Consider the following 21,315-nt stretch of genomic DNA (forward strand, 5'->3'; position numbering starts at 1 on the left):
ATCGATGGCCACGGTGCGGCGCTCCGCGGTCGGCGCGGCGCCGATCTCGCTCATGGTCGCCGATTTGGCGCCGAGCACCTGGGGCTGGTCGATCTCGTAGACCACGGTGCCCACCGGCCAGGCCAGCCGGTAGGCGCGGGCATCGAGTCCGGAGGCCAGGATCACCGCCTGCCGGATCCCGGCTTCGGCGGAGGCGAGAAAGAAATCGTCGAAGAACCGGGTCCGCACGGCCATCACCGAGGTCATCTGCTCGGCGGCCGCGGCGTCCTCAACGTCGAGGGTGACCTGGCCGTCGACCAGCCGGGTGAGAAATTCCACACCTACCGCGCGGACCAGCGCCGCCGCGTACGGATCGTCGATCAGGGGTCTCGGTTCGGCGCTGGCCAGCGCGCGGGCGGCGGCGACCATGGTGGCCGTCGCCCCCACGCTGGAGGCAAGATCCCAGGTGTCGCTGTCGGATCTGGCCACCGCCGTCACCGCTCGGCGCTGATGTAGACCACCGACACCATCTGGTCGTCGTCCTCGACCGGCGGCAGGCCCGTGCGGATCAGCAGCTCGTTGCTGCTGACGCTGGCGGTGCGCCAGTCGTGGCCCTGCAGATAGGTGGTCACATCGGCGCGGTCACCCAGGAACACCAGTTCGGCGAAGTCGAGGTCGAAGCCGTGCGCCTTCCAGCGGTCGCTGAAGTCCTGCATGCGGGCCCGGATCTGGTCCTGGTCCTTGGCCTCGGTGGCGGGAACACCCTCGGCCCCGATGCGGCTCCCCGGAGCGCTCAGCTCGGTGATCTGGTCGAGCAGCCGGTCCTGCGCCTCCGGCGGCAGGTAGCCGAACAGTCCCTCGGCGATCCATGCGGTCGGCTTGGCCGGGTCGAATCCGGCCTTGGCCAGTTCGGCGGGCCAGTCGTAGCGCAGGTCGATGGCGACCGCACGGCGATCGGTGGTGGGAGCGGCACCCAGGTCGGCCAGCGCCTTGGTCTTGAATTCGATCACCTCGGGCTGGTCGATCTCGAAGAGCACGGTGCCGTCCGGCCAGGGCAGCCGGTAGGCGCGGGCGTCGAGCCCGGCGGCCAGGATCACCGCCTGCCGGATCCCGGCGCGCGCGGAGTCGAGAAAAAAGTCGTCGAAGAACCGGGTGCGGGCGGCCATCCCGTTGGCAAACCGGGTCAGCCCCGTCGCGGACTCGTCGTCGAGTTGCTCGATGTCGAATCCCCCGTCGGCCAGCTTGGTGAAGAAGTCGACGCCGACGGCGCGCACCAGTGGCGCGGCGAACGGATCGTCGATCACCGGATCGGCCGCGTTGGTGGCGAGTGCACGTGCTGCCGCGACCATCGTCGCGGTGGCTCCCACGCTGGACGCCAGGTCCCACGTGTCGTCTGCGGTCCGCGCCATGTAATCCCCTTTTGATCCGTGTTAGTTAGGTGGTGTAACGAGCTGGCGCCGACTGTACGCTCCGAAACTGAAGGCAGGCTTAGCAAGCGATCCGGCCTTAGCGATGCGGGCCAACCCGGACGCAACTGTTACTCTCGTAGACTGTTTGACGGCTGAGTTCGCAGGCTGCGCGCCGCCGGACTGCCGCACAGACTGAGACATCGACTGACCATTGACGCTGGACCCACCAGCCCCATTTGGCACGCCGCGCTGAGAGGTCGGCTGCGCAGGAGGAAGAGTGCTTTCGGCTTTCATCTCATCGCTGCGGACGGCCGACCTCAGACGCAAGATCCTGTTCACCTTGGGCCTGGTCGTCCTGTACCGCGTCGGCGCATCGATCCCGTCCCCCGGGGTGAACTACCCCAACGTGCAGAAGTGCATCGAGCAGGTGAGCGGCGGGGACTCGGCACAGATCTACTCGTTGATCAACCTGTTCTCCGGTGGCGCGTTGCTGCAGCTGACGGTGTTCGCGGTGGGCGTGATGCCCTACATCACCGCGAGCATCATCGTCCAGCTGTTGACCGTGGTGATCCCGCGGTTCGAGCAGCTGCGCAAGGAGGGCCAGGCCGGCCAGGCCAAGATGACGCAGTACACGCGTTATCTGTCCATCGCGCTGGCCATCCTGCAGGCCACCAGCATCGTGGCGCTGGCCGCCAACGGCGGGCTGCTGCAGGGCTGCGATCTCGACATCATCCAGGACAGCTCGATCTTCGGCCTGATCGTGATCGTGCTGGTCATGACCGCCGGCGCCGCCCTGGTGATGTGGATGGGCGAGCTGGTGACCGAGCGCGGCATCGGCAACGGCATGTCGCTGCTGATCTTCGCCGGTATCGCCGCCCGCATCCCGTCCGAGGGGCAGACCATCCTGGAGAGCCGCGGCGGCCTGGTGTTCACCGCGGTCTGCGTGGCGGCCCTGGTCATCATCGTCGGCGTGGTGTTCGTCGAGCAGGGGCAGCGCCGCATCCCGGTCCAGTACGCCAAACGCATGGTGGGCCGCAAGATGTACGGCGGCACCTCGACCTATCTGCCGCTCAAGGTCAACCAGGCCGGCGTCATCCCGGTCATCTTCGCGTCGTCGCTGATCTACATCCCGCACCTGATCACGCAGTTGATCCAGAGCGGTAGCGCCAACCCGGGCAACAGCTGGTGGGACAAGTTCGTCGCGAACTATCTGACGAATCCGGCCAGCCCGACCTATATCGCCATCTACTTCGGCCTGATCGTGTTCTTCACGTACTTCTACGTGTCGATCACCTTCAACCCCGATGAGCGTGCCGACGAGATGAAGAAGTTCGGCGGCTTCATCCCGGGCATCCGGCCGGGTAAGCCGACCGCCGACTATCTGCGTTACGTGCTGAGCCGGATCACCCTGCCCGGTTCGATCTACCTCGGTGTGATCGCCGTCCTGCCGAACCTGTTCCTGGAGATCGGTAACTCCGGCTCCGTCCAGAATCTGCCGTTCGGCGGAACTGCGGTTCTCATCATGATTGGTGTCGGGTTGGATACCGTCAAACAGATCGAGAGCCAGCTCATGCAACGTAACTACGAAGGGTTCCTGAAGTGAGAGTCGTTCTGCTCGGACCGCCGGGCGCGGGCAAAGGCACGCAGGCAGAGAAGTTGTCCGAGAAGCTCGGCATCCCGCAAATCTCCACCGGTGACCTGTTCCGCAAGAACATCGGCGACGGAACCCCGCTGGGCCTGGAGGCCAAGCGTTACCTCGATGCGGGTGACCTGGTACCCGCAGAGCTGACCAATCGCCTGGTCGAGGACCGTATCGATCAGGACGATGCGGCCGCCGGTTTCATCCTCGACGGCTACCCCCGTTCGGTCGCGCAGGCCGAGGCGCTGCGCGACATGCTCGCCGCCCGCGACACCAAGCTGGACGCGGTGGTGGAGTTCGCGGTGTCCGAGGACGAGTTGCTGACCCGGCTCAAGGGACGTGGCCGCGCCGACGACACCGACGAGGTGATCCACAACCGGATGAAGGTGTACCGCGACGAGACCGAGCCGTTGCTGCAGTACTACGGCGACGATGTGAAGACCGTGGACGCGGTGGGCACCCTCGACGAGGTGTTCGCCCGGGCGCTGCAGGCCCTGGGTCGGTGATCCGGCGACCGGATCCGCACCGGTGATCACTATTCCGGGACTGCGCAAACGCAAGGTCGTCGCGCAGCGCAGCGCGGGCGAACTGGACGCGATGGCGGTGGCGGGTGCATTGGTCGCCGCCGCGCTGCAGGCGGTGCGGTCGGCCGCCAAACCGGGGGTCTCGACGCTCGAACTCGACGGCATCGCCGAATCCGTCATCCGCGACGGCGGCGGGACTCCGTCGTTCCTGGGCTACCACGGCTTCCCGGCCAGCATTTGCTCCTCGGTGAATGCGCGTGTGGTGCACGGTATTCCGGCGGCCGATGAGCTGCTGGCGGCCGGGGATCTGGTGTCCATCGACTGCGGGGCCATCGTCGACGGCTGGCACGGTGACTCCGCCGTCACGTTCGGTGTCGGCGCGCTGATCGACGCCGACGAGGCGCTGTCGGCGGCCACGAAGGCAGCCATGGAGGCCGGGATCGCCGCGATGATTCCGGGCAACCGGCTCACCGACGTGTCGCACGCCATCGAGGTCGAGACCCATGCCGCCGAGGCCCGCCACGACCGCAGGTACGGGATCGTCGCGGGATACGGCGGGCACGGCATCGGCAGGCAGATGCACATGGACCCGTTCCTGCCCAACGAGGGTGCCCCCGGCCGCGGGCCCTATCTGGCGCCGGGTTCGGTCCTGGCCATCGAACCGATGCTGACCCTGGGCACCGCGGAGACCGTCGTGCTCGACGACGAGTGGACCGTCGTCACCGCCGACGGCACCCGTGCCGCGCACTGGGAGCACACCGTCGCCGTCACCGACGACGGGCCCCGGATCCTGACCCGCTGAGATCCGCCGGCAAATCGCCGTCCGGTAATCGCCCGAACCCCCGTGCGGGGCGTCCGCGCAAAGACTCTAATGAACTGGGTCGCTCCCGACGTCGTGTCACAGACGGAGGTTGGGAATGGATGATCCGGAGGCCGCCATGATGCGGGCACTCTACGACGAGCACGCCGGAGCACTGTGGCGGTACGCGCTGCGGCTGACCGGCGACCGGGCCAGAGCCGAGGATGTGGTGCAGGAGACGTTGCTGCGGGCGTGGCGGCACCGGCCGGACGGTCTCTATCCTGTCGCTCATCCGTCCGATGGTCTTCGCGCGAGCGCTCATCCGTCCGATGGTCTTCGCGCGGTTCCCGACTCCGGATCCGATCCCGAGCGTTCGGCCAGGGCCTGGCTTTTCACCGTGGCACGGAACATGATCATCGATGAGCGCCGGAGCGCCCGGTTCCGCAATGAAACCGGTGTTTCGGACCCAGAACAGGTGGCTGACCATGCCGCCCCTGACCAGGTGGATACCGCGTTGGACCGGCTACTGCTGAGCACCGCACTCAGCCAACTCTCCGAAGAACATCGCGCGGTGATCCGCCGCGCCTATTACCAGGGGTGGAGCACCACGCAGATCGCGACCGATCTCCAGATACCCGAGGGCACCGTGAAATCGAGATTGCACTATGCGGTGCGCGCCTTACGGCTCGGTTTGCAGGAAATGGGGGTGACACGATGACGCGCTTCGACGAACCCCACGGCACCGGCCCGGTCGATGCGGACCGTTACCAGACCTGGGACGCCGCCTATGTGCTCGGCTCGCTGACCAGCGGCGAGCGACGGGAATACGAGGCCCATCTGGCGGGCTGTGAGCGGTGCCGCGCGGCCGTCGCCGAACTCAGCGGTATGCCCGCCCTGCTGGCCATGCTCGACCTGGACGATGTCGTCGCGCTGGACGACGAACAACCTGAGCCGCCGTTGCGGCCCGAGGTGCTGCAGTCGGTGATGGACCGGGTCGACCGGCGCAGGCGCCGGTCGCGGTGGGTGACCACCGCGGCGGTCGGTCTGGCGGCCGCGGTGCTGGCCCTCGGGACCGTGGTGGCGATCCGGCCCGAGATCATCGGCATGCAACGCGGCACCGAGCAGCAGTCCGCGCAGATGCTGGAGATGACCAAGGTGTCCAAGACGCCGATCAACGCCAGCATCGCGTTGTCCAGCTACAGCTGGGGCACCCGCATCGACATGGCATGCACCTACGGGGACTGGGGGCAGCGCGATGCCCCGCCGCAGAACCTGGGCATGGTCGTCGTCGGCCGCGACGGCAGTCGTGAGGAGGTCGCGACCTGGCTCGGACTGTCCGGTGCGACCGCACTGCCCAGCGCCAACACCCAGCTGCCGAAGGCGGAAATCGCTGCGGTACAGATGGTTTCGTCGCCCGACGGGAAGGTGCTGCTCGAACGCAAGATGTGACTGCTGCCGCACAACGCCCGCGAGCAGACACCGCGGTACCCCGGATCGGCCATTTCGGGGTACCGCAGTGTCTGCTCGGCGGAGAAAATCAGCGCTGCGGTCGTGACTGCGCCGCCGTCCGGCGTACGTGCGCCGCGATGCGCATATCCCGCATGCGCTCGAGATGGCTGGTCATCGACCGGCCGGCGGCCTCGGTGTCGCCCTCGCGGATGGCCTCCATGATCGCCAGATGCTCGCGGTAGCCCCGCTCGGTGTTCGCCGATGGCGACCGGTCGGGGCGGTAATCGGTCAGCATGTCGTCGAACTGTCCGAGTGACGAGGCGATCACGACGCTGCGGGCCGCATCCCGCAGGGCCACGTGGAAGTCGGCGTTCAGGTCCGGGTGCCGGGTGTGGTCGGTTTCGTCCCGACGCATCGCCAGCAGATAGTCGAGCCGGTCCAGATCGATCGCGCTGCGCCGCTGGGCGGCCAGCTCGGCGGCGGCGGCTTCCAACGGGATACGCGCCTCATAGATCGCCTGGATTTCCTCGGCCGAACGCTCGCGCACCACGTATCCGCGCTCGGTGCGGTCGATCAACCGGTCGTGCGCCAGGCGCGCCAGTGCCTCGCGCATGGGGGTGCGAGATACGCCGTAGAGCTGGCCGAGGGTGGTCTCCAGCAGCACCGTGCCGGGCTCGAATCGTCCGTCCAGAAGGTCCTGTTTGACCTTGAGATAGTGCACGTCAGCTCGGGATCCACCGGTGAACACGTTGCTGCTCATGGCAGTTCGAAGCTCCTTCCGCTGTGCGTCACACGAGTTGACGGTATGGAAATCTAGCGTATACGCTCGTGTACGTGAACCGATGGCTGCAGCAGGCCGCTCTGTCGAGCGGTTCCCGCCACGTGCGTGTGCAGTCGCCGCGGCGCGTGTTCGCCGACGCCTCCAGCCTGGTTCGCCGCCGCTACGTCGACCTTCTCCTGGTCAACAGCTGTCTCTGTAGCCGCTGACGCGCACCTCGCGAAACTCTCGGCACCACCCTCACTTTCCTTGTTCTCGTTGTCGTCCCCGCCTGCCTCGCGTACCGCGGCGGCGGTGCGGCGACCTCCGACCTGCCCCGACCGGGCGAAAGGTGATCCGTCCCATGACCAGCGACCGCCGCATGCACCTCGGCCTCACGATCTGGCCCACCGGCTTCCATCCGGCCGCGTGGCGGCTTCCCGGCTCACAACCGGACGGCAACTCGAACCCGACGCTGCTCAGAGATGCCGCCAGGACAGCTGAACGCGGGATATTCGACTTCTTCTTCATCGGTGACCGGCTGGTGGGGCTCACCCAATCCCAGTTCGCCAACCCCAACGAGGTGCTGCGCCCGGAGGCGTTGACGCTCGCATCACACATCGCCGCGGTGACGACCCATATCGGCCTGATCACCACCGTGAACACCACCTACTCCGACCCTTACAACGTCGCCCGCGCGACAGCCACGATCGACCATCTCAGCGCGGGCCGGGTCGGGCTCAACATCGTCACCGGCAAGAACGTCGAAGCCGCCCGTAACTTCGGCCGAGACCAGCACTGGGACAACGACCGTCGCTACGACTGGGCGGCAGAGTACATTCAGGTGCTCCAATTGCTCTGGGACAGTTGGGAAGACGGAGCTCGGGTAGCGGATGCCGCGACCGGTCAGTTCGTCGACCCGAACCGGGTACACCAGATCGGCTACCAGGGCGAGTTCTTCACCGTGGACGGGCCGCTCAACATCGAACGGCCGGTACAGGGCCGGCTGCCGATCATCAACGCGGGCGCCTCGGAACGGTCGCGCGAACTCGGAGCACAGTTCTCCGACCTGCGCTTCACCAACTCCTCCACGCTGGGACTGGACGGGGCGCGCGCGTACTACGCCGATCTCAAGTCTAGGTTGTCGACATACGGCCGCGGCCCGGACGACCAGCTCATCGTCCCCGGTGTCGCGGTATACGTCGAGGACACCGATGCTGCTGCGCGCGAGCAGTATTCGGAGCTGCAACACCTGCTGCAGACGGGCCCCGCCGGACGGGCACGGCTGTCGCAAGCCCTCGGTGTCGACCTGTCGGATCACCCGGCCGACGCCCGCATCGGTGAGGTCGTCGACCCGGCCGCGCTGTCGGCCGATGCGCGCGACGTGCTCACCGCGGCCACCGACCTCTACGGCCATGACGACCTGACGTTGTCCGAGGTGACGGCCGCCGTGGTCCGCGGCTCGATGTTCAAGGAGGTCGTCGGCTCACCGACCCGAGTCGCCGACACGCTCGAGGAGTGGTTCACCACCGGCGCGGCCGACGGATTCATGATCTTCCCGCCCAGGGTGCCCCACAACATCGAACGATTCGTCGACCTCGTCGTTCCGGAGCTGCAGCGCCGTGGCCTGCACCGTCGCGAATACACCGGCACGACGCTGCGCGACCATCTGGGCCTGGCCCGGCCGGCCAGCCAGTTCAACGCATCGGCGGTGGTGTCATGACCCGGCGAGTCTTCAGCGCCGCCGACGAGGTGGCCCGTCGCCTGGACGATGCGTCAAACACGTTGCGCCTGATCGAGGTTCGGCGCGAGACCACCGAACCGGGCCCCGACACGCACCTGCCCGGTGCGGTGCCCGCCTTCCTCACCACCGACCTGTCCAGGGACGACGCTCCCGCCATCGAAGGCAAGCGCCCGTTGCCCGACATCGCCACGCTGCAGGCCACGCTGCGACGGTGGGGAGTGAACAATGACACCGCCGTCGTCGTCTACGACCACGACGGCAGCTTCGTCGCCGCCCGCGCATGGTGGGTCCTGCGGTGGGCGGGCATCGCTGACGTCACCATCCTCGACGGCGGCTTGCCCGCGTGGGTTTCGGCCGGTCATCCGACCGGGGAACTGGCAGGTCAGCTGAGCGAGGGCGACGTCACGGTATCGGGTGGGCATCTCGGCCAACTCGACGCCGAGCGCGCCGCGGCCATGGCCGCCGACGGGCGACTCCTCGACGCGCGCACCGTCGACGCCTTCGAGGCCGGCCACATCCCGGGCGCCCGCAACCTCAGCTCGAAAGAAACCGTGGCGACGGACGGCACCCTGCTGGATCCCGATACGCTGCGGGCGTTCTACGGGGTCGACGACACTGCCGACGCCCCCGGGCTGTACTGCGGCGGCGGCGTCGCGGCCGCCCACGGGGTGGCGGTGTTATCGCACCTCGGCATCGCCGCGCCGCTCTATGTGGGCTCGTTCTCGGCATGGAGCGCCGATCCGGCCAGGCCGGTGGCCGGGAAGTCGGTCGATCCGGGCGGTGCGTCGTGAGCCGCGCCTTCAGCCGGGAACGACGCCCGAGTGCGCCAAACGTGCCCGCGCCGGTGGACGGGGCCGCCGAGCACCTGGCCCGCAGGGATCTGCGGGAGGCGCGAAGGCGCAAACTCGTCATCGTCGGCGGGCGCATCGCGATCGCCGTTTTCGTGATCGCGGCCTGGCAGCTGTCGTCGGACCGCATCTTTCCGTTCTTCTACATCTCGTCACCGCTGGCCATCACGCAGCGCCTCGTCGAGCTCGTGCACACCGGCGAACTGTGGCCGCACCTGACCCAGACGCTCGTCGAGGTGGCACTCGGGATGTCGATCGGTGTGCCGCTCGGCGCGGTGCTCGGCATCGCACTGGGCACCTCGGTGCTGCTGGGCGGTTGGCTGTTGCCCTACATGATGGCGCTCTACAGCCTGCCCCGGGTCGTGCTGGCACCGTTGTTCATCATCTGGTTCGGCGTCGGGTTGGTATCGAAGGTGACCATGGTCGTGACCATGGTGGTATTCGTGGTGTTCTACAACGTGTACCAGGGTGTCCAGCAGATCGACCGTGATCTCCTCGACGTCGCCAGATCGCTTCGGGCGACCCGCTGGCAGACCCTGCGCTTCATCGTCGCCCCCTCGCTGGTGCCGTGGCTGATCACCGGTCTCCGGCTCTCGATCGGTATCGCCCTGATCGGTGCCGTGATCGCCGAATTGATCGCCGCCAGTGAGGGACTCGGCTATTACATCAAGTACTCGTCGAATCTTCTCGACGTCACAGGGGTGTTCGCCGGCCTCGCCGTCATCACCGCGGTGGCCATCCTGCTCGACTACCTCTTGAAGAGGCTGGAACGTCGCGTCGCCCCCCGCTGACACCCGATTCATCGACCCCCATCGACAGGGAGACAACCCCCATGACCCCCATGCCCGTCAAGGCCATCGCGAGCTCCGTGCTCGTCGCCGCACTCACTTTGACCGGCTGTTCGAGCGGATCATCGCAGGCCGACGGTTTGAAGGTCGGAATCGTCTGTGGTGGGCTCAGTTTGGCCGCGCTGGCCATCGACGAAGGGCAGCTCGGCGACACCAAGGCCGAAAAGGTGTGCTTCGACAGCGGGTCGGATGCGGTGCAGGCCCTCAGCGGCGGCAGCATCGACGCCTTCGTCGGCGCCGGCGAGCACATCGTGCGCAATCGCATCAAGAACCTGGACGTCAAGGGGTACGCCGTGACGAGCCAGGTCCCGCCGTACTCACTGGTCACGGCGGCGTCCTCGGATATTCGGAAGGTGTCCGATCTGGCGGGCAAGTCGGTGGCCGTCACCGCGCCCGGCAGTTTGTCCGATACCGAACTGCAGCGTGCCGCCGAGGAGTCCGGCGTCGACTACAAGGGACTTCGCGTCGTCGGAAGCGGAACCGGTGCGACGATGCAGGCGACCATCGAGAAGGGCGGTGCGGCCGCCGGGATGGTGACCGATCCGCTGCTGGCGACGATGGTGCAATCGGGCCGGTTCCGGGTGGTGTGGCAGCCGAAGTTCCGCTACATCGCGCTGACCGTCATCGCCAAGGAGTCCTGGGCACAACAGAATCGGGACGTGCTCGCGGAGTTCGTCAACGGTATCGATGCGACCCGTGACCGCGGCGACGCCGACCCGTTCGGCAGTCTTGACGCGGCCAGGAAACAAGCGCCGGAGCTGGATCGGGCGGTGCTCGAGTCGGTCCTGAAGAGCACCCTGGAACAGGCGCCCGCAGGCCTGGTTGTGGATGCCGCCGTGTACCAGGACACCATCGACCTTCTGCAGCAGGTCGGACAGCTCGAGCCCGGTACGGCGCCACCGTTCGCTGAGGCGTTCGACTTCAGTCTGCTGAGTTCGCCGTGACCGCCGTCCAATTCGACGGCGTCAGAATCGCCTATCGCGCTCACGGTGGCCGTCGGCTCGCCCTCGACGAGGTCGATCTGACGGTGGACTCCGGCCAGTTCGTCGCATTGGTCGGCCCGAGCGGCTGCGGAAAGTCGACCTTGCTGAAAGCGGCGGCGGGTCTCGTGCCGCCGACCGACGGTGAGGTTCGCCTCGGCGGCGAGGTCGTGACATCGCCACCGGTCGGGGTGGGCATGCTGTTCCAGAACGACGCGCTGCTCCCGTGGCGGTCGGCGCATGAGAATGTGCGGCTGCCGCTGCAGATCGCCGACCATCCGCGGGCCGAGCAGGACCGCCGCGTGTCGGCGCTGCTCGACCGGGTGGGGCTGGCCGATTTCGCCGAGTACCCGCCACGCCAGCTGTCGGGCGGTATGCGTAAACGAGTGGCGCTGGCCCGGACGCTGGCCGCTGATCCCACGGTCTTCCTCATGGACGAACCCTTCGGACCGTTGGATGCGTTGACCCGCAGAGAGATCGGGTCGGACTTCCTTCGGCTCTGGGAAGAGCTGCGGACCACGGTGATCTTTGTCACCCACGACGTCGACGAGGCGCTGCTGCTCGCTGACCGGGTCGTGGTGATGTCGCCGGGGCCCGGTCGGATCGTCGAGGAGTTCGACGTGTCGTTGCAGCGTCCGCGCGATCCCCGCGAGCTGCGATTCACCCGTGAGTACCACGACCTGTACGACGCGGTGTCCGACACTCTCGGTGTGGCATGACGGTCGCCCGGTGACCGCCGCCCGGTGACCGCCGCCCGACAACGGATGTAGTCACCCGCTCTGAGGTTGGTCCGTGCTGATCAACCGCCCTGCCCGGGGACGTGCGGACGTCCGCGTCCGCGATCTCGATGCCTGACAGTTTGCTGGGGTATCGCTTCGAGTCTCCACAAACCCGCCTGCGCGGTGAACCGACCCTACTCGCGGGTCGTGTCATTGGGCAGAGGACGGGAGTAGGTGACATATGGCCAGAGGGCACAGGGTGGTCGACCACATCGTCGGCTATTTGGCGACGAGCGGGATCTCGCACATCTTCGGGGTCGACGGAGCCAACATCGAGGATCTGTACGACGCCGCACATTTCCGCGACGACATCACCGCGGTACTGGCGAAGCATGAATTCTCCGCTGCGGCAATGGCGGACGGTTACAGCCGCAGCGGCGGCGGCCTCGGGGTGGTGGCGGCGACCTCCGGTGGCGGATGCCTGAACACGGTTCCCGGCCTGGGGGAGTCACTGGCCAGCCGGGTCCCGGTGCTGGCCCTGATCGGGCAGGCGCCGACCGCTCAGGACGGCCGGGGTGCGTTCCAGGACACCAGCGGTGCCAATGGTGCGCTCGACGGGCACGCCCTGTTCTCGGCGGTGTCGGTCTACTGCCGCAGGCTGACCACGCCGCGCGACATCCACACCGCGCTGCCCGAGGCCGTCGCGGCCGCCCACACCGGCGGCCCGGCGGTGCTGCTGCTGCCCAAGGACATCCAACAGGCCCAGGTGGGCGACACCGCAGAAGCGATCGACCACCACCGGCCCAACGGCATCTCGCTCGCCACCACCCCCGCCGACTTACGGGTGCTGGCCCGGGCGCTGCGTGAGGCGGACGGGCCGATCACCGTCTTCGCCGGTGAGCAGGTGGCCAGGGACGACGCCCGGGTCGAGCTGGAAAGGCTGCGCGCCACCTTGCGGGCCCGGGTGGTCACCGTCCCCGACGCCAAGGACGTGGCGGGCATCCCGGGTCTCGGGTCGTCATCGGCGCTTGGCGTGTCGGGGGTGATGGGACATCCGGGTGTGGCCCGTGCCGCCGCAGACAGCGCACTGTGTCTGCTCGTCGGCACCCGGATGACGGTGACGGCGCGTGCCGGCCTGGACGCGGTGTTCGATTCGGTTCCGACATTCTCGCTCGGGTCGGCGCCGCCGTATCCGCCGAGCACCCATATCCACACCGGCGATCTGCGCGGCTCACTCAAGCTGCTGGCCCAGGCGCTGTCCGGGGACGGCAGGCCCGCGCGAGTGCGAGTGCTGGACACCGTGCCGCACAACGAGTTACAGCCTCCCGTCCACGAAGGTCCCGGCATCCGCTACCGAGCCGCCATGGACGTCCTCGACCGCGTGCTGCCGGACGGGACCGACGTCGTCGTCGACGCGGGCAACATCGGCGCGTCGGCCATCCACTATCTGCCGGTGCGTCGTGACGGCCGGTTCATCGTCGCCCTCGGCATGGGCGGCATGGGATACAGCTTCGGTGCCGGCATCGGGATGACCTTTCACCGCGGGCTCACCGGAGCGGGCAGGCGTACCGTGGTGATCGCCGGGGACGGCTCGTTCTTCATGCACGGCATGGAAATTCACACCGCCGTCCAGTACCGGCTGCCCATCACGTTCCTGCTCTTCGACAACCACGCACATGCCATGTGCGTCACCCGCGAGCAGTTGTTCTACGGCGGCGGCTACAGCTACAACCGGTTCGGCCCGAGTCGCCTGGGCGCGGGCCTGGCAGCGATGATCCCCGGCCTGACCGCGATCGACGTCGACGATATCGGCCGGCTGCCGGAGGCGCTGCGCGAGACGCTGCACACCGATGGGCCGTCGGTGCTCGCCGTCGAATGCTCGGCGGACGAAATACCGCCGTTCACAGGATTTCTCGGAATATCAACCAAGACCATCACGGAGGAGAGCACAGCCCATGTCACTGCCCGCGCTTGAAGACATCACCACCCACCGAGGGTCGACCGCCCCGATCGACGGCGTCATCCGGATCGAGACCTCACCCAAGGAGAAGGCCACCCCGATCATCATGGAGATGATGCGGTCGGTGTACCCGCACGATCAGGTGTTCGGCGAATACTGCACGGTCAACGATTACGTCGACTGCCCGCCCGATGAACTCTTCGACTACCTGGCCGACACCCGCAGCCTGGAGGAATGGACATACAGCTTGCGCGGATTCGTCCCCACCGAGGAGCCGGAACTGTGGGTCGCCCACGACCGGCTCGGGGCCGGGCCGACCGGGCCGGGCAGTGAGATCTACACCCGCACGGTCGCCAACCGCGACGCCATGACCGTCGACTACCACTGCGCGTGGGATCAGGGCAAGCATCTCTGGATGATCTACCTGATGCGCGTCGTCGACGCCCAGGTGGTCTTCGACAAACCGGGATCGGTTGTGCTGTGGACCAATTGCCACCACCCGTTCTACGACCAGAACCCGTATCCGGAAACCGCGCCGCCGGGACGGCCGGTGTGGGTGGGCGATTTCTGGGACATGTTCGGACCCGGCCACCTGCTGGAACTGCACAACCTCAAGGCGATCGCCGAATACCGGCACCGCAACGGCCTGCCGCTCACCCCGGCCTGGATGAAATGAGTCTCGGATGAACGACCAAACGACCAGCGTCAGCCTGCTCGACGTCTCGACCTATCTGCCAGGAGATCCGCTCGGCGCCGATTACTACGCGCAGTTCGCCGGATCCGACGAGCTACGCGACAATCTGATGTTCCGGGCGCCGAGGTTCCGCCATCACGTGGCACCCGACGAGACCGCCGTCGACATGGTCGAACGCGCGGCGGCTGGCCTGATGGAACGTCACGGCCAGGACGCCGTCACCGGTGCCGACGTGCTGATCACCCACACCCAGCTGCCCGATATGCCGTTCTACGGCGGTGGTGGGGCCATGGCGCACCGCCTGGGGATGAAACCGGGCTGGGTGATCGACCTGCACAACGGCGGGTGTGCCGCCTTCGTGCTCGGGCTCAAACTGGCCCGCAGACTGCTGGCCGGCGGGGAGGGCCGCAGCGCGCTGATCGCGGTGGCGCAGAACGCCGCCGGGCAGATCTTCGACCAGGAGACCATCCGGCGTAAGGCGCAATCGTCGGTGCCGGGCGATGGCGCCGCGGTGGGGCTGGTGACACTCTCGGACGACTCGCCGATCCTCGATGTGGAGTGCCGCACCTACGGCGAGTACGCGGGCGATATGACCATCTCCGTCGACCCACCCAGGAAATGGTGGCAGGCCGGGCCGGGGGAGGGCTGCATCGGGTTCACCGAGAGCAAGATCACCAAGGTGCTGGCTCGCGGCAACCGCCAGGTCCCCGAGGTGTCCTACGCGGTGTGCGACCGGATCGGTATCCAGCCCAAGGATGTCGACCTGCTGGTGACCAACCAGCCGAACCGGGTGTTCCTGCGCAACTGGCGTGAGGCCCTCGAACTGCCCGCCGAACGCCACGTCGACACCTTCGACGAGTGCGGGAACCTGTTCGCCGCGGGTATCCCGGTCAACCTGGACCGGGCCGTGCGGGCGGGCCGGGTCAAGGCCGGCGACACCGTGCTGATGGCGGCCTTCGCCCACGCCGGGGACTTCGCCGGAGCCGCGGCCGTCCGGTGGGGTGGGCGGCGGTGATGTCCGCGCCCCGCGGTGCGCTCTACGAGGCGGTCGGCGCACTGCCGTTGGGATCCAACCCGATGGCGTTGTCGCTCAACGAATGCCCCTACCCGCCGCTGCCCGCGGTGCGGTCGGCGTTGAATGCGTCCAGCGATGCGCTCAACCGGTATCCGGAGTTCCTGCCCGAGCGGCTGCGCTCGCTGATCGCCGACCATATCGGGGTGGGCGAGGACCAGGTCATCGTCGGGGTCGGTGCCACCGGCGTCATCATGCAGGTGCTGCACGCGGTCACCCGCCCCGGCGGCACCGTGGTGATGGCGGCGCCCACATTCGACGGTTATCCGATCTTCGCGCAGATGGCGCGGCTGCGGGCGGTGACGGTTCCGCTCGACGTGCACGGCCATCACGACCTCGACGCGATGGCCGAAGCCGGGGCACGGGCCAGGGTGGTGGTGGTGTGCCGGCCGCACAACCCGACCGGCACCATCGAGTCCGCAGCCGAGATCGAGGCGTTCCTGGCCCGGTTGCCCGAGGACACCGTGGTGCTGCTGGACGAGGCATACGTCGAATTTCTGGCCGACGACCAGCGGATAGAAGCTCCACGCCTGGTCGAACGGTTCGCCAATGTCGTGGTGGTGCGCACCTTTTCGAAGGCGTACGGTCTTGCCGGCCTGCGGATCGGATTCGGGTTCTGTGCCCCCGAACTCGCCCGCCAGCTCTGGACGATGCAGTTGCCGTTCGGGATCGGGCTCACCGCGCTGGTCGCGGTCGCGGCCTCCTACGACGCCGAAACCCAGCTGCGTCAACGGATTCGGTTGATCGCCTCGGAACGGCACTATCTACAGGTGCGGCTGCGGGCGATGGGTGTCTACAACACCGATGCACACGCCAACTTCGTGTACCTGCCCGCCGTGGACACACCCTGGCGTGCGGTGTTCGACGGCACGGGCCTGCAGGTGCGCCACTACTCGGACGGCGGTGTACGGATCACCGTCGGGTCGCGGCGGTCCACCCGTGCGGTGCTGCGGGCCACCACGTCACGCACAATGCGCTGAGTTCCGGCACGTCGGTACGGGTATGCGGTATGAAGAGGCGTGGCATCCCCGGCTGACAAGCGTGACCCGATCGCGTTGGCGCGCGCGAACTGGGAGAGCGCGGGTTGGGGTGACGTCGCGAACGGCATGGTCGCGGTGACGTCGGTGATGCGGGCCCACCAGATCCTGTTGGCGCGGGTCGAGACGGCGCTGCGTCCCTATGATCTGAGCTTCTCCCGGTTCGAGTTGCTGCGGCTGCTGGCCTTCACCCGGGCCGGTGCGCTGCCGATCACCAAGGCCTCGGACCGGCTGCAGGTGCACGTCACCAGCGTCACCCACGCCATCCGGCGGTTGGAGGCCAACGGGCTGGTCGAGCGGATCCCGCACCCGACCGACGGCCGCACCACGCTGGTGCGGATCACCGAGTTGGGCCGGTCCACCGTCGAGGACGCCACCGTGACGCTCAACGAGCAGGTGTTCGCCGAGGTCGGCATGTCCGATGCGGAATCCCGGGCGCTGGTCTCCTCGATCGAGACATTGCGACGCAACTCCGGCGACTTCTGAACGGGGCGGCCGGTGCGGCGGGGTTAGGCTCGAGTGATGAGGGCCGAACGGATGGGATTGGTGTTGGCTGCGGCAGGTTTGGTGGCCGCGTGCAGCACCACGACGTCGGGGGTCGCCACGGCGCCGGACGACCTGATTCCGTATCCGGGCGAGACCCCGTCGACGACCACCAGGGCGCCTGCCTCGCCTTCGGCCCCGCGTGGCACGGCGGGGCTGCCGCCGGAGGCGTACGCCGAGGTGCGGGCCGCGGGGATCAAGGGTTCGGACGACGCGATCGCCAGCCAGCTGATGATGGCCTGCATCATGGGGCAGAGCAACTTCAACCATTCGAAGCAGGATGTGGCCGACGTGCTGACCCAGCTGGGCAGCCGGCTGCCGTCCGATGCGCTCCTGGTGATCGTCGACGTGGCGATCAAATATGAGTGCCCCGACCTGGGTGGCAAACTCGGCGGCTAAGCGGTGCCCGGTTGATCGGCCCGTTGCACGCTGAGGAACTCCGGTGCCTTGATCACCCGGCGCAGCATGAAACGGATGAATACCGGCATGCCCGCAGCGGTTTCGTCGTGGTAGACGCTGGGTGCGGTGACCCGATAGTGGTGGCGTCGGGTCTCCAGCTCGCAGCCGCCCTCAGCGAGCACGTTGCGCACCCAGTCGGCCTGCGAGCCGTAGGTCAGGGCGATGACGAATCCGCCGGGACGCTTGAAGGCCCACAGCGGGGTGCGGAAGGTGCGGCCGGATTTGCGGCCCTTGTGGATGACGACCGCCCAGCCCGGCGCCCACGGGGCGATGAACTGGGTGAGCCGGTTGAGGCCGACCCGGTTGGCCCGGGCGACCCAGCGTGGAGCCGGCATTGGAAACTCCTCACTCGTGGAATTAAGGCTTCGAGCGTAGCGCCGCCGGAAGCGGAAAGTCAACGGCTGTAGAATTTCGGCACCATGCCCCCACTCGGACGACGGCCGGGCCACGCCGGCACCCGCGACCTGCTGCTGGCGACCGCGCGCCGGATGTTCGGCGAGGCCGGATTCGACAAGACATCGGTGCGCGATATCGCGGCCGCGGCCGGTGTCGATCCGGCGATGATCCGGCACTACTTCGGCAGCAAAGCCGACCTGTTCCGGGCCACGGTGGGATGGCCGTTCGACCCCGAGCGGCTCGGCGAGCGGATCGCCCACGGCGATCGCGGGGGCCTCGCCGAACGCCTGACCACGGCATTCTTCGAGCTGTGGGAGCAGCCCGACACCCGCGCCCCGCTGCTGGCGATCCTGCGCGGCGCGGCCACCCATGACGAATCCGCGGCACTGGTACGGCAGTTCATCGAGGTGCGGCTCTACCCGCAGATCGCCGGGCGACTCGACGGTGCGGATGCCGAGTTGCGGGTCGACATGGCGATGGCCCAGCTGCTCGGTATCGCCTACCTGCGCCACATCCTGCGGATCGAGCCGCTGGCCTCGCAGCCGATGGACACCCTCGTCGCCCAGGCGGTTCCCGTGGTGCGGATGCACCTGGGTTGAGCCGGGTTCGACGCCTACTCCATCACGGTCGGCAGCGGGATGGTCGCCGTGACCGCGGTACCCGCGCCCGGGCGGGACCGGATGTTGAGCCTGCCGCCAACGATCTCGGCCCGCTCGGCCATCGACAGCAGCCCGTAGCCGCTCATCTCGTCGCTGCCGAGCGGATGCTCGAAGGTGTCGAAACCCTTTCCGTCGTCGATGATTTCGAGCCGGGCCGCGCCGTCGGCGACCGTGAAGGTGAGCCGGGCGTGCTCGGCATCGGCATGTTTGACGACGTTCTGCAGGCACTCCTGCGCGATGCGGTACAGCGCCAGCTCGATGTGATCGGGCACCCGGGTCTCGGCGAGATCGACCTCGAGATCGACGCGGGGGATCGAGCGGGCCAGGCTGGCCAGCCCGCCGGACAGGCCCAGGTCGTCGAGCACCGGCGGGCGCAGCCCGCTGATCGCGGCGCGGGCCTCCTGCAGCGTCAGGTCGGCCAACTCCCGGGCCTTGTCCAGCTGTTCGGCCACCGCGCGAGGATCGTCGACGGCGCGGGCCGCCGCGTCCAGCCGGTAGGACAGCGTCACCAGCCGCTGCGAGATGCCGTCGTGGATGTCGGCGGCCAGCCTGCGGCGCTCGAGCTCCTGTGCCTCGATCACCTGCTCGACGAAATTCTCGTGGGCCCGCTCCCGGGCCACCAACTGCCGGTGCAGCCGGGCCTGGTGCATGGCACCCGCGATCAGTCTGCCGATCACCAAAAGCAGTTCGACATCGCGCGCGGTGAAGGCGCGGCGGGTCACGGTGTGCACGTTGAGCACACCGACCAACCCGCCCGGATCGGTCTGCATCGGCACCGACACCATCGAGGTGAAATCCTTGCCGCGCAGCGTCTCGAACGGCATGTACCGGGGATCGGACTCCTTGTCGTGACCGATCACCACCGGCTCGCGGTGGCTGGCCACCCAGCCGGAGATGCCCTGGCCGAGCGGCAGCCGGATCTTGCCCACCTCACTGTCGAACGGGGGAGTGGCCCCGGCCAGGGTCAGCGAGCGGTCCGAATCGTCGAGCACGTGCACGAAGCACACATCGGTGGCGGTGGCCGCGGTGATCATCCGGGCGGCCGCGGCGGCCAGTGGCTCGACCCCGGGACCGCTGGACGCGGCCTGGATGAGCTCGCGCAGCAGCGCCAGCTCGCTGCTGGTGTCGACGAGATCGTGCACGGGCTTCACTGATAGATGCCTTCCCGCAGTGAGGTGGCGACCGCGCCGGCCCGGTCGCTCACCCCCAGTTTGCGGTAGATGGACCGCAAATGGGTCTTGACCGTCTCCTCGCCGATGACCAGCTTGTTGGCGATGCCACGGTTGGACAGCCCGGCCACCACGAAGGACAGGATCTCGCTCTCCCGCTGGGTCAGCCCCTGCCGGGCGCCGGGCCAGAACTCATCGCGCTGCAGCCGGGCCGCGGTGTCGGCGGCCCGCGCGGCCATGCCGGGATCGATCGCAGTCGCGCCGCCATGGGCGAATTCGATCTGACGCACCAACTCGTCGCTGCCGATGCTCTTGAGCAGGTATCCGGACGCGCCCACCCGCAGCGCCTGGAACAGGTACTGCTCATCGTCGTAGACCGACAGCATCACCACCTTGCGGTCCGGGTCGCGCTCGCGCAGCGACCGGCACAGGTCAAGGCCGCTGAAGCCCTGCATCCGCACATCGCACAGCACGATGTCGGGGTCGAGGTCGGCGACCACATGCAGCGCGCGCTCGGCGCCGACGGCCTGTCCGACCACCACGACGCGCTTTTCGAAGGCGGCAAGCATGGCCTTGAGACCTTCGATCACCATCTCGTGGTCATCGACCAGCACAAGGCGCACCGGGCTGGAGGGCGCCATGGCATCACCTTAAAGGTGCCGCCGGGCTGGGCAGCGGAACTTCGCCTGCCCAATCCCCCTTACGGGGGACGCGGAGCGCATGTGACGTGGGACACCCTCATGAGGTGCCCTCAACTCAGGAGAAAACGTGGCGTGCCGGTCGGTTCTGGTGGGACTGTTCGCGGCAGGCTGACCTCGGTTCACATCCGTTACGTGCGGTGATCTTCGACCTCGACGCGCTGTCCGACCTAGACGTCGACGGGCATCGGGTGGTCTTCAACGCCGCCTTCGCCGCGCACGGCCTGCCCATCCGCTGGAGCGTCGCGCGCTACCGGCAGCTGCTGGCGCTGCGGGACGAACGCCAGCGGGTCGCCGCCGAACTGCGTAAACGCTGTGTCGGCCCGGAGTGCGATGTGCTCACCGAACTGCTCGCCGACGAGATCTGCGCGACCAAGAACCTGATGTTCGACGAGATGATCCTCGACGCCGGCCTGTCCCCACGGGCCGGGCTCGCCGACCTCATGACGGATGCGTTCCGCGACGGCATCCCGGTCTGCGTCGTCTCTGACGGCCGGCGCCGCTGGGTGGAGCCGCTGGTGCGGCAACTCGTGGGTGACGGCCTGGTGGAGTCCGTCGTCACCGGTGAGGATGCGGGCACCCCGCAGGCCGCCTGCCATCACGCCCTGGCCGAACTCGGCGTTGCGCCGCACGATGCGCTCGCCGTCACCGGCTCGGCGGCCGGGCTGCGGGCCGCCAACGCGGCCGGGCTGGCCACCGTGCTCATCGGCCCGGACTCGGGCCAGGTCGGCGCTCGCTCGGCGGTGGCGGTTCGCGCCGACTACGACGGCGCCGACGCACTGCGGATGGCCGCCCTGCAGCGGTTGCACGCCCAGTGGTGGGCGCAGCACAGCGCGTCAGCCGCGTAGCTTCCGGTGCCCAGGTGAACCGGCCGCTCGCGGTGAGCCTGCCGACCCGGCAGTGCACGGTGGACAAGGTCAGCGCGCTCAAACA

Annotated in this window: 25 protein-coding genes and 1 pseudogene; 20 read left to right on the plus strand and 6 right to left on the minus strand. The window is 68.0% G+C overall.

The genetic code is table 11. The features are described 5' to 3' along the window. Together ACWDTP_RS26755 and ACWDTP_RS26760 are read right to left on the minus strand one after the other, a co-directional pair. Positions 1–468: class I SAM-dependent methyltransferase (locus ACWDTP_RS26755; protein ID WP_450025430.1), on the minus strand; the 468-nt coding region annotated here is incomplete at its 3' end. Positions 469–473: 5 nt separating this feature from the next. After that, positions 474–1,388, minus strand: coding sequence for a class I SAM-dependent methyltransferase (locus ACWDTP_RS26760; RefSeq protein ID WP_450025432.1), 915 nt, complete (start codon positions 1,386–1,388; stop codon positions 474–476). A gap of 277 nt (positions 1,389–1,665) precedes the next feature. Between ACWDTP_RS26760 and secY the strand changes: the two genes are divergently transcribed. The 5 genes from secY to ACWDTP_RS26785 all read left to right on the plus strand — a co-directional run bounded on the left by secY (position 1,666) and on the right by ACWDTP_RS26785 (position 5,799). After that, entirely contained in the window at positions 1,666–2,991 is a 1,326-nt protein-coding gene (gene secY, locus ACWDTP_RS26765; RefSeq protein ID WP_450025434.1) for a preprotein translocase subunit SecY, read from the plus strand. Further along, positions 2,988–3,533 carry an adenylate kinase gene (locus tag ACWDTP_RS26770; RefSeq protein WP_450025436.1) on the plus strand — a complete coding sequence of 182 codons (546 nt, stop codon included), beginning with the start codon at positions 2,988–2,990 and terminating at the stop codon, positions 3,531–3,533. The genes secY and ACWDTP_RS26770 overlap by 4 nt, the downstream gene beginning before the upstream one ends. Positions 3,534–3,555: 22 nt before the next feature. Further along, positions 3,556–4,353 carry a type I methionyl aminopeptidase gene (gene map / locus ACWDTP_RS26775; protein WP_450025438.1) on the plus strand — a complete coding sequence of 266 codons (798 nt, stop codon included), beginning with the start codon at positions 3,556–3,558 and terminating at the stop codon, positions 4,351–4,353. Between the two features lie 115 nt (positions 4,354–4,468). Then, positions 4,469–5,068 (plus strand): sigma-70 family RNA polymerase sigma factor, encoded by a 600-nt coding sequence (locus ACWDTP_RS26780; RefSeq protein ID WP_450025440.1) that lies wholly within the window; start codon positions 4,469–4,471, stop codon positions 5,066–5,068. Beyond that, on the plus strand, positions 5,065–5,799 hold the full coding sequence (locus ACWDTP_RS26785) for an anti-sigma factor family protein (RefSeq protein ID WP_450025442.1): 735 nt from the start codon (positions 5,065–5,067) through the stop codon (positions 5,797–5,799). The genes ACWDTP_RS26780 and ACWDTP_RS26785 overlap by 4 nt, the downstream gene beginning before the upstream one ends. An 88-nt stretch (positions 5,800–5,887) precedes the next feature. Here the strand turns inward: ACWDTP_RS26785 and ACWDTP_RS26790 are convergent, their stop codons facing one another. Beyond that, complete coding sequence (locus tag ACWDTP_RS26790) at positions 5,888–6,559, minus strand: GntR family transcriptional regulator (protein WP_450025444.1); 672 nt, start codon at positions 6,557–6,559, stop codon at positions 5,888–5,890. Positions 6,560–6,633: 74 nt separating this feature from the next. On the opposite strand from ACWDTP_RS26790, the gene ACWDTP_RS26795 reads away from it, so the two are divergent. From ACWDTP_RS26795 to ACWDTP_RS26850, 12 genes are all read left to right on the plus strand, one after another. Then, positions 6,634–6,786: a hypothetical protein gene (locus ACWDTP_RS26795; protein ID WP_450025446.1), complete on the plus strand. Its 153-nt coding sequence runs from the start codon at positions 6,634–6,636 to the stop codon at positions 6,784–6,786. Positions 6,787–6,920: 134 nt separating this feature from the next. Beyond that, complete coding sequence (locus ACWDTP_RS26800) at positions 6,921–8,279, plus strand: NtaA/DmoA family FMN-dependent monooxygenase (RefSeq protein WP_450025448.1); 1,359 nt, start codon at positions 6,921–6,923, stop codon at positions 8,277–8,279. Then, positions 8,276–9,091, plus strand: a complete 816-nt coding sequence (locus tag ACWDTP_RS26805) for a sulfurtransferase (protein WP_450025450.1) — start codon at positions 8,276–8,278, stop codon at positions 9,089–9,091. The genes ACWDTP_RS26800 and ACWDTP_RS26805 overlap by 4 nt, the downstream gene beginning before the upstream one ends. After that, a complete protein-coding gene (locus ACWDTP_RS26810; RefSeq protein ID WP_450025452.1) occupies positions 9,088–9,939 on the plus strand; it encodes an ABC transporter permease in 852 nt (283 codons plus the stop codon). The genes ACWDTP_RS26805 and ACWDTP_RS26810 overlap by 4 nt, the downstream gene beginning before the upstream one ends. Positions 9,940–9,980: 41 nt before the next feature. Beyond that, a complete protein-coding gene (locus ACWDTP_RS26815) occupies positions 9,981–10,940 on the plus strand; it encodes an ABC transporter substrate-binding protein (protein WP_450025454.1) in 960 nt (319 codons plus the stop codon). Beyond that, the gene (locus ACWDTP_RS26820) at positions 10,937–11,695 is read left to right on the plus strand and encodes an ABC transporter ATP-binding protein (RefSeq protein WP_450025456.1); all 759 of its coding nucleotides are present in this window, start codon (positions 10,937–10,939) and stop codon (positions 11,693–11,695) included. Before ACWDTP_RS26815 ends, ACWDTP_RS26820 begins: the two co-directional genes overlap by 4 nt. A 241-nt stretch (positions 11,696–11,936) precedes the next feature. Next, a complete protein-coding gene (locus ACWDTP_RS26825) occupies positions 11,937–13,670 on the plus strand; it encodes a thiamine pyrophosphate-binding protein (protein WP_450025458.1) in 1,734 nt (577 codons plus the stop codon). After that, complete coding sequence (locus ACWDTP_RS26830; RefSeq protein ID WP_450025460.1) at positions 13,651–14,331, plus strand: SRPBCC family protein; 681 nt, start codon at positions 13,651–13,653, stop codon at positions 14,329–14,331. The genes ACWDTP_RS26825 and ACWDTP_RS26830 overlap by 20 nt, the downstream gene beginning before the upstream one ends. 7 nt (positions 14,332–14,338) lie before the next feature. Then, positions 14,339–15,364 (plus strand): 3-oxoacyl-ACP synthase III family protein, encoded by a 1,026-nt coding sequence (locus tag ACWDTP_RS26835; protein WP_450025462.1) that lies wholly within the window; start codon positions 14,339–14,341, stop codon positions 15,362–15,364. After that, entirely contained in the window at positions 15,364–16,401 is a 1,038-nt protein-coding gene (locus ACWDTP_RS26840; RefSeq protein ID WP_450025463.1) for a pyridoxal phosphate-dependent aminotransferase, read from the plus strand. Before ACWDTP_RS26835 ends, ACWDTP_RS26840 begins: the two co-directional genes overlap by 1 nt. Positions 16,402–16,440: 39 nt before the next feature. Further along, complete coding sequence (locus ACWDTP_RS26845; protein ID WP_450025465.1) at positions 16,441–16,944, plus strand: MarR family transcriptional regulator; 504 nt, start codon at positions 16,441–16,443, stop codon at positions 16,942–16,944. Positions 16,945–16,980: 36 nt separating this feature from the next. Beyond that, complete coding sequence (locus ACWDTP_RS26850; protein ID WP_450025466.1) at positions 16,981–17,400, plus strand: hypothetical protein; 420 nt, start codon at positions 16,981–16,983, stop codon at positions 17,398–17,400. Here the strand turns inward: ACWDTP_RS26850 and ACWDTP_RS26855 are convergent. Further along, positions 17,397–17,795: a nitroreductase family deazaflavin-dependent oxidoreductase gene (locus ACWDTP_RS26855; protein ID WP_450025468.1), complete on the minus strand. Its 399-nt coding sequence runs from the start codon at positions 17,793–17,795 to the stop codon at positions 17,397–17,399. The genes ACWDTP_RS26850 and ACWDTP_RS26855 overlap by 4 nt on opposite strands. Positions 17,796–17,879: 84 nt before the next feature. Here ACWDTP_RS26855 and ACWDTP_RS26860 point away from each other — a divergent pair, with 84 nt between their 5' ends. After that, complete coding sequence (locus tag ACWDTP_RS26860; RefSeq protein WP_450025470.1) at positions 17,880–18,455, plus strand: TetR/AcrR family transcriptional regulator; 576 nt, start codon at positions 17,880–17,882, stop codon at positions 18,453–18,455. A 14-nt stretch (positions 18,456–18,469) separates the two neighbouring features. Here the strand turns inward: ACWDTP_RS26860 and ACWDTP_RS26865 are convergent, their stop codons facing one another. Together ACWDTP_RS26865 and ACWDTP_RS26870 are read right to left on the minus strand one after the other, a co-directional pair. Next, a complete protein-coding gene (locus ACWDTP_RS26865; RefSeq protein WP_450025476.1) occupies positions 18,470–19,657 on the minus strand; it encodes a GAF domain-containing sensor histidine kinase in 1,188 nt (395 codons plus the stop codon). Positions 19,658–19,662: 5 nt separating this feature from the next. Next, positions 19,663–20,325, minus strand: coding sequence for a response regulator (locus ACWDTP_RS26870; protein WP_450025472.1), 663 nt, complete (start codon positions 20,323–20,325; stop codon positions 19,663–19,665). A gap of 104 nt (positions 20,326–20,429) precedes the next feature. Here ACWDTP_RS26870 and ACWDTP_RS26875 point away from each other — a divergent pair, with 104 nt between their 5' ends. Continuing rightward, positions 20,430–21,230 (plus strand): HAD family hydrolase, encoded by an 801-nt coding sequence (locus ACWDTP_RS26875; protein WP_450025474.1) that lies wholly within the window; start codon positions 20,430–20,432, stop codon positions 21,228–21,230. A gap of 2 nt (positions 21,231–21,232) precedes the next feature. Continuing rightward, positions 21,233–21,315, plus strand: a pseudogene (locus ACWDTP_RS26880) (hypothetical protein); the annotation flags it as partial.

The sequence above is a fragment of the Mycobacterium sp. NPDC003449 genome, assembly GCF_053588415.1.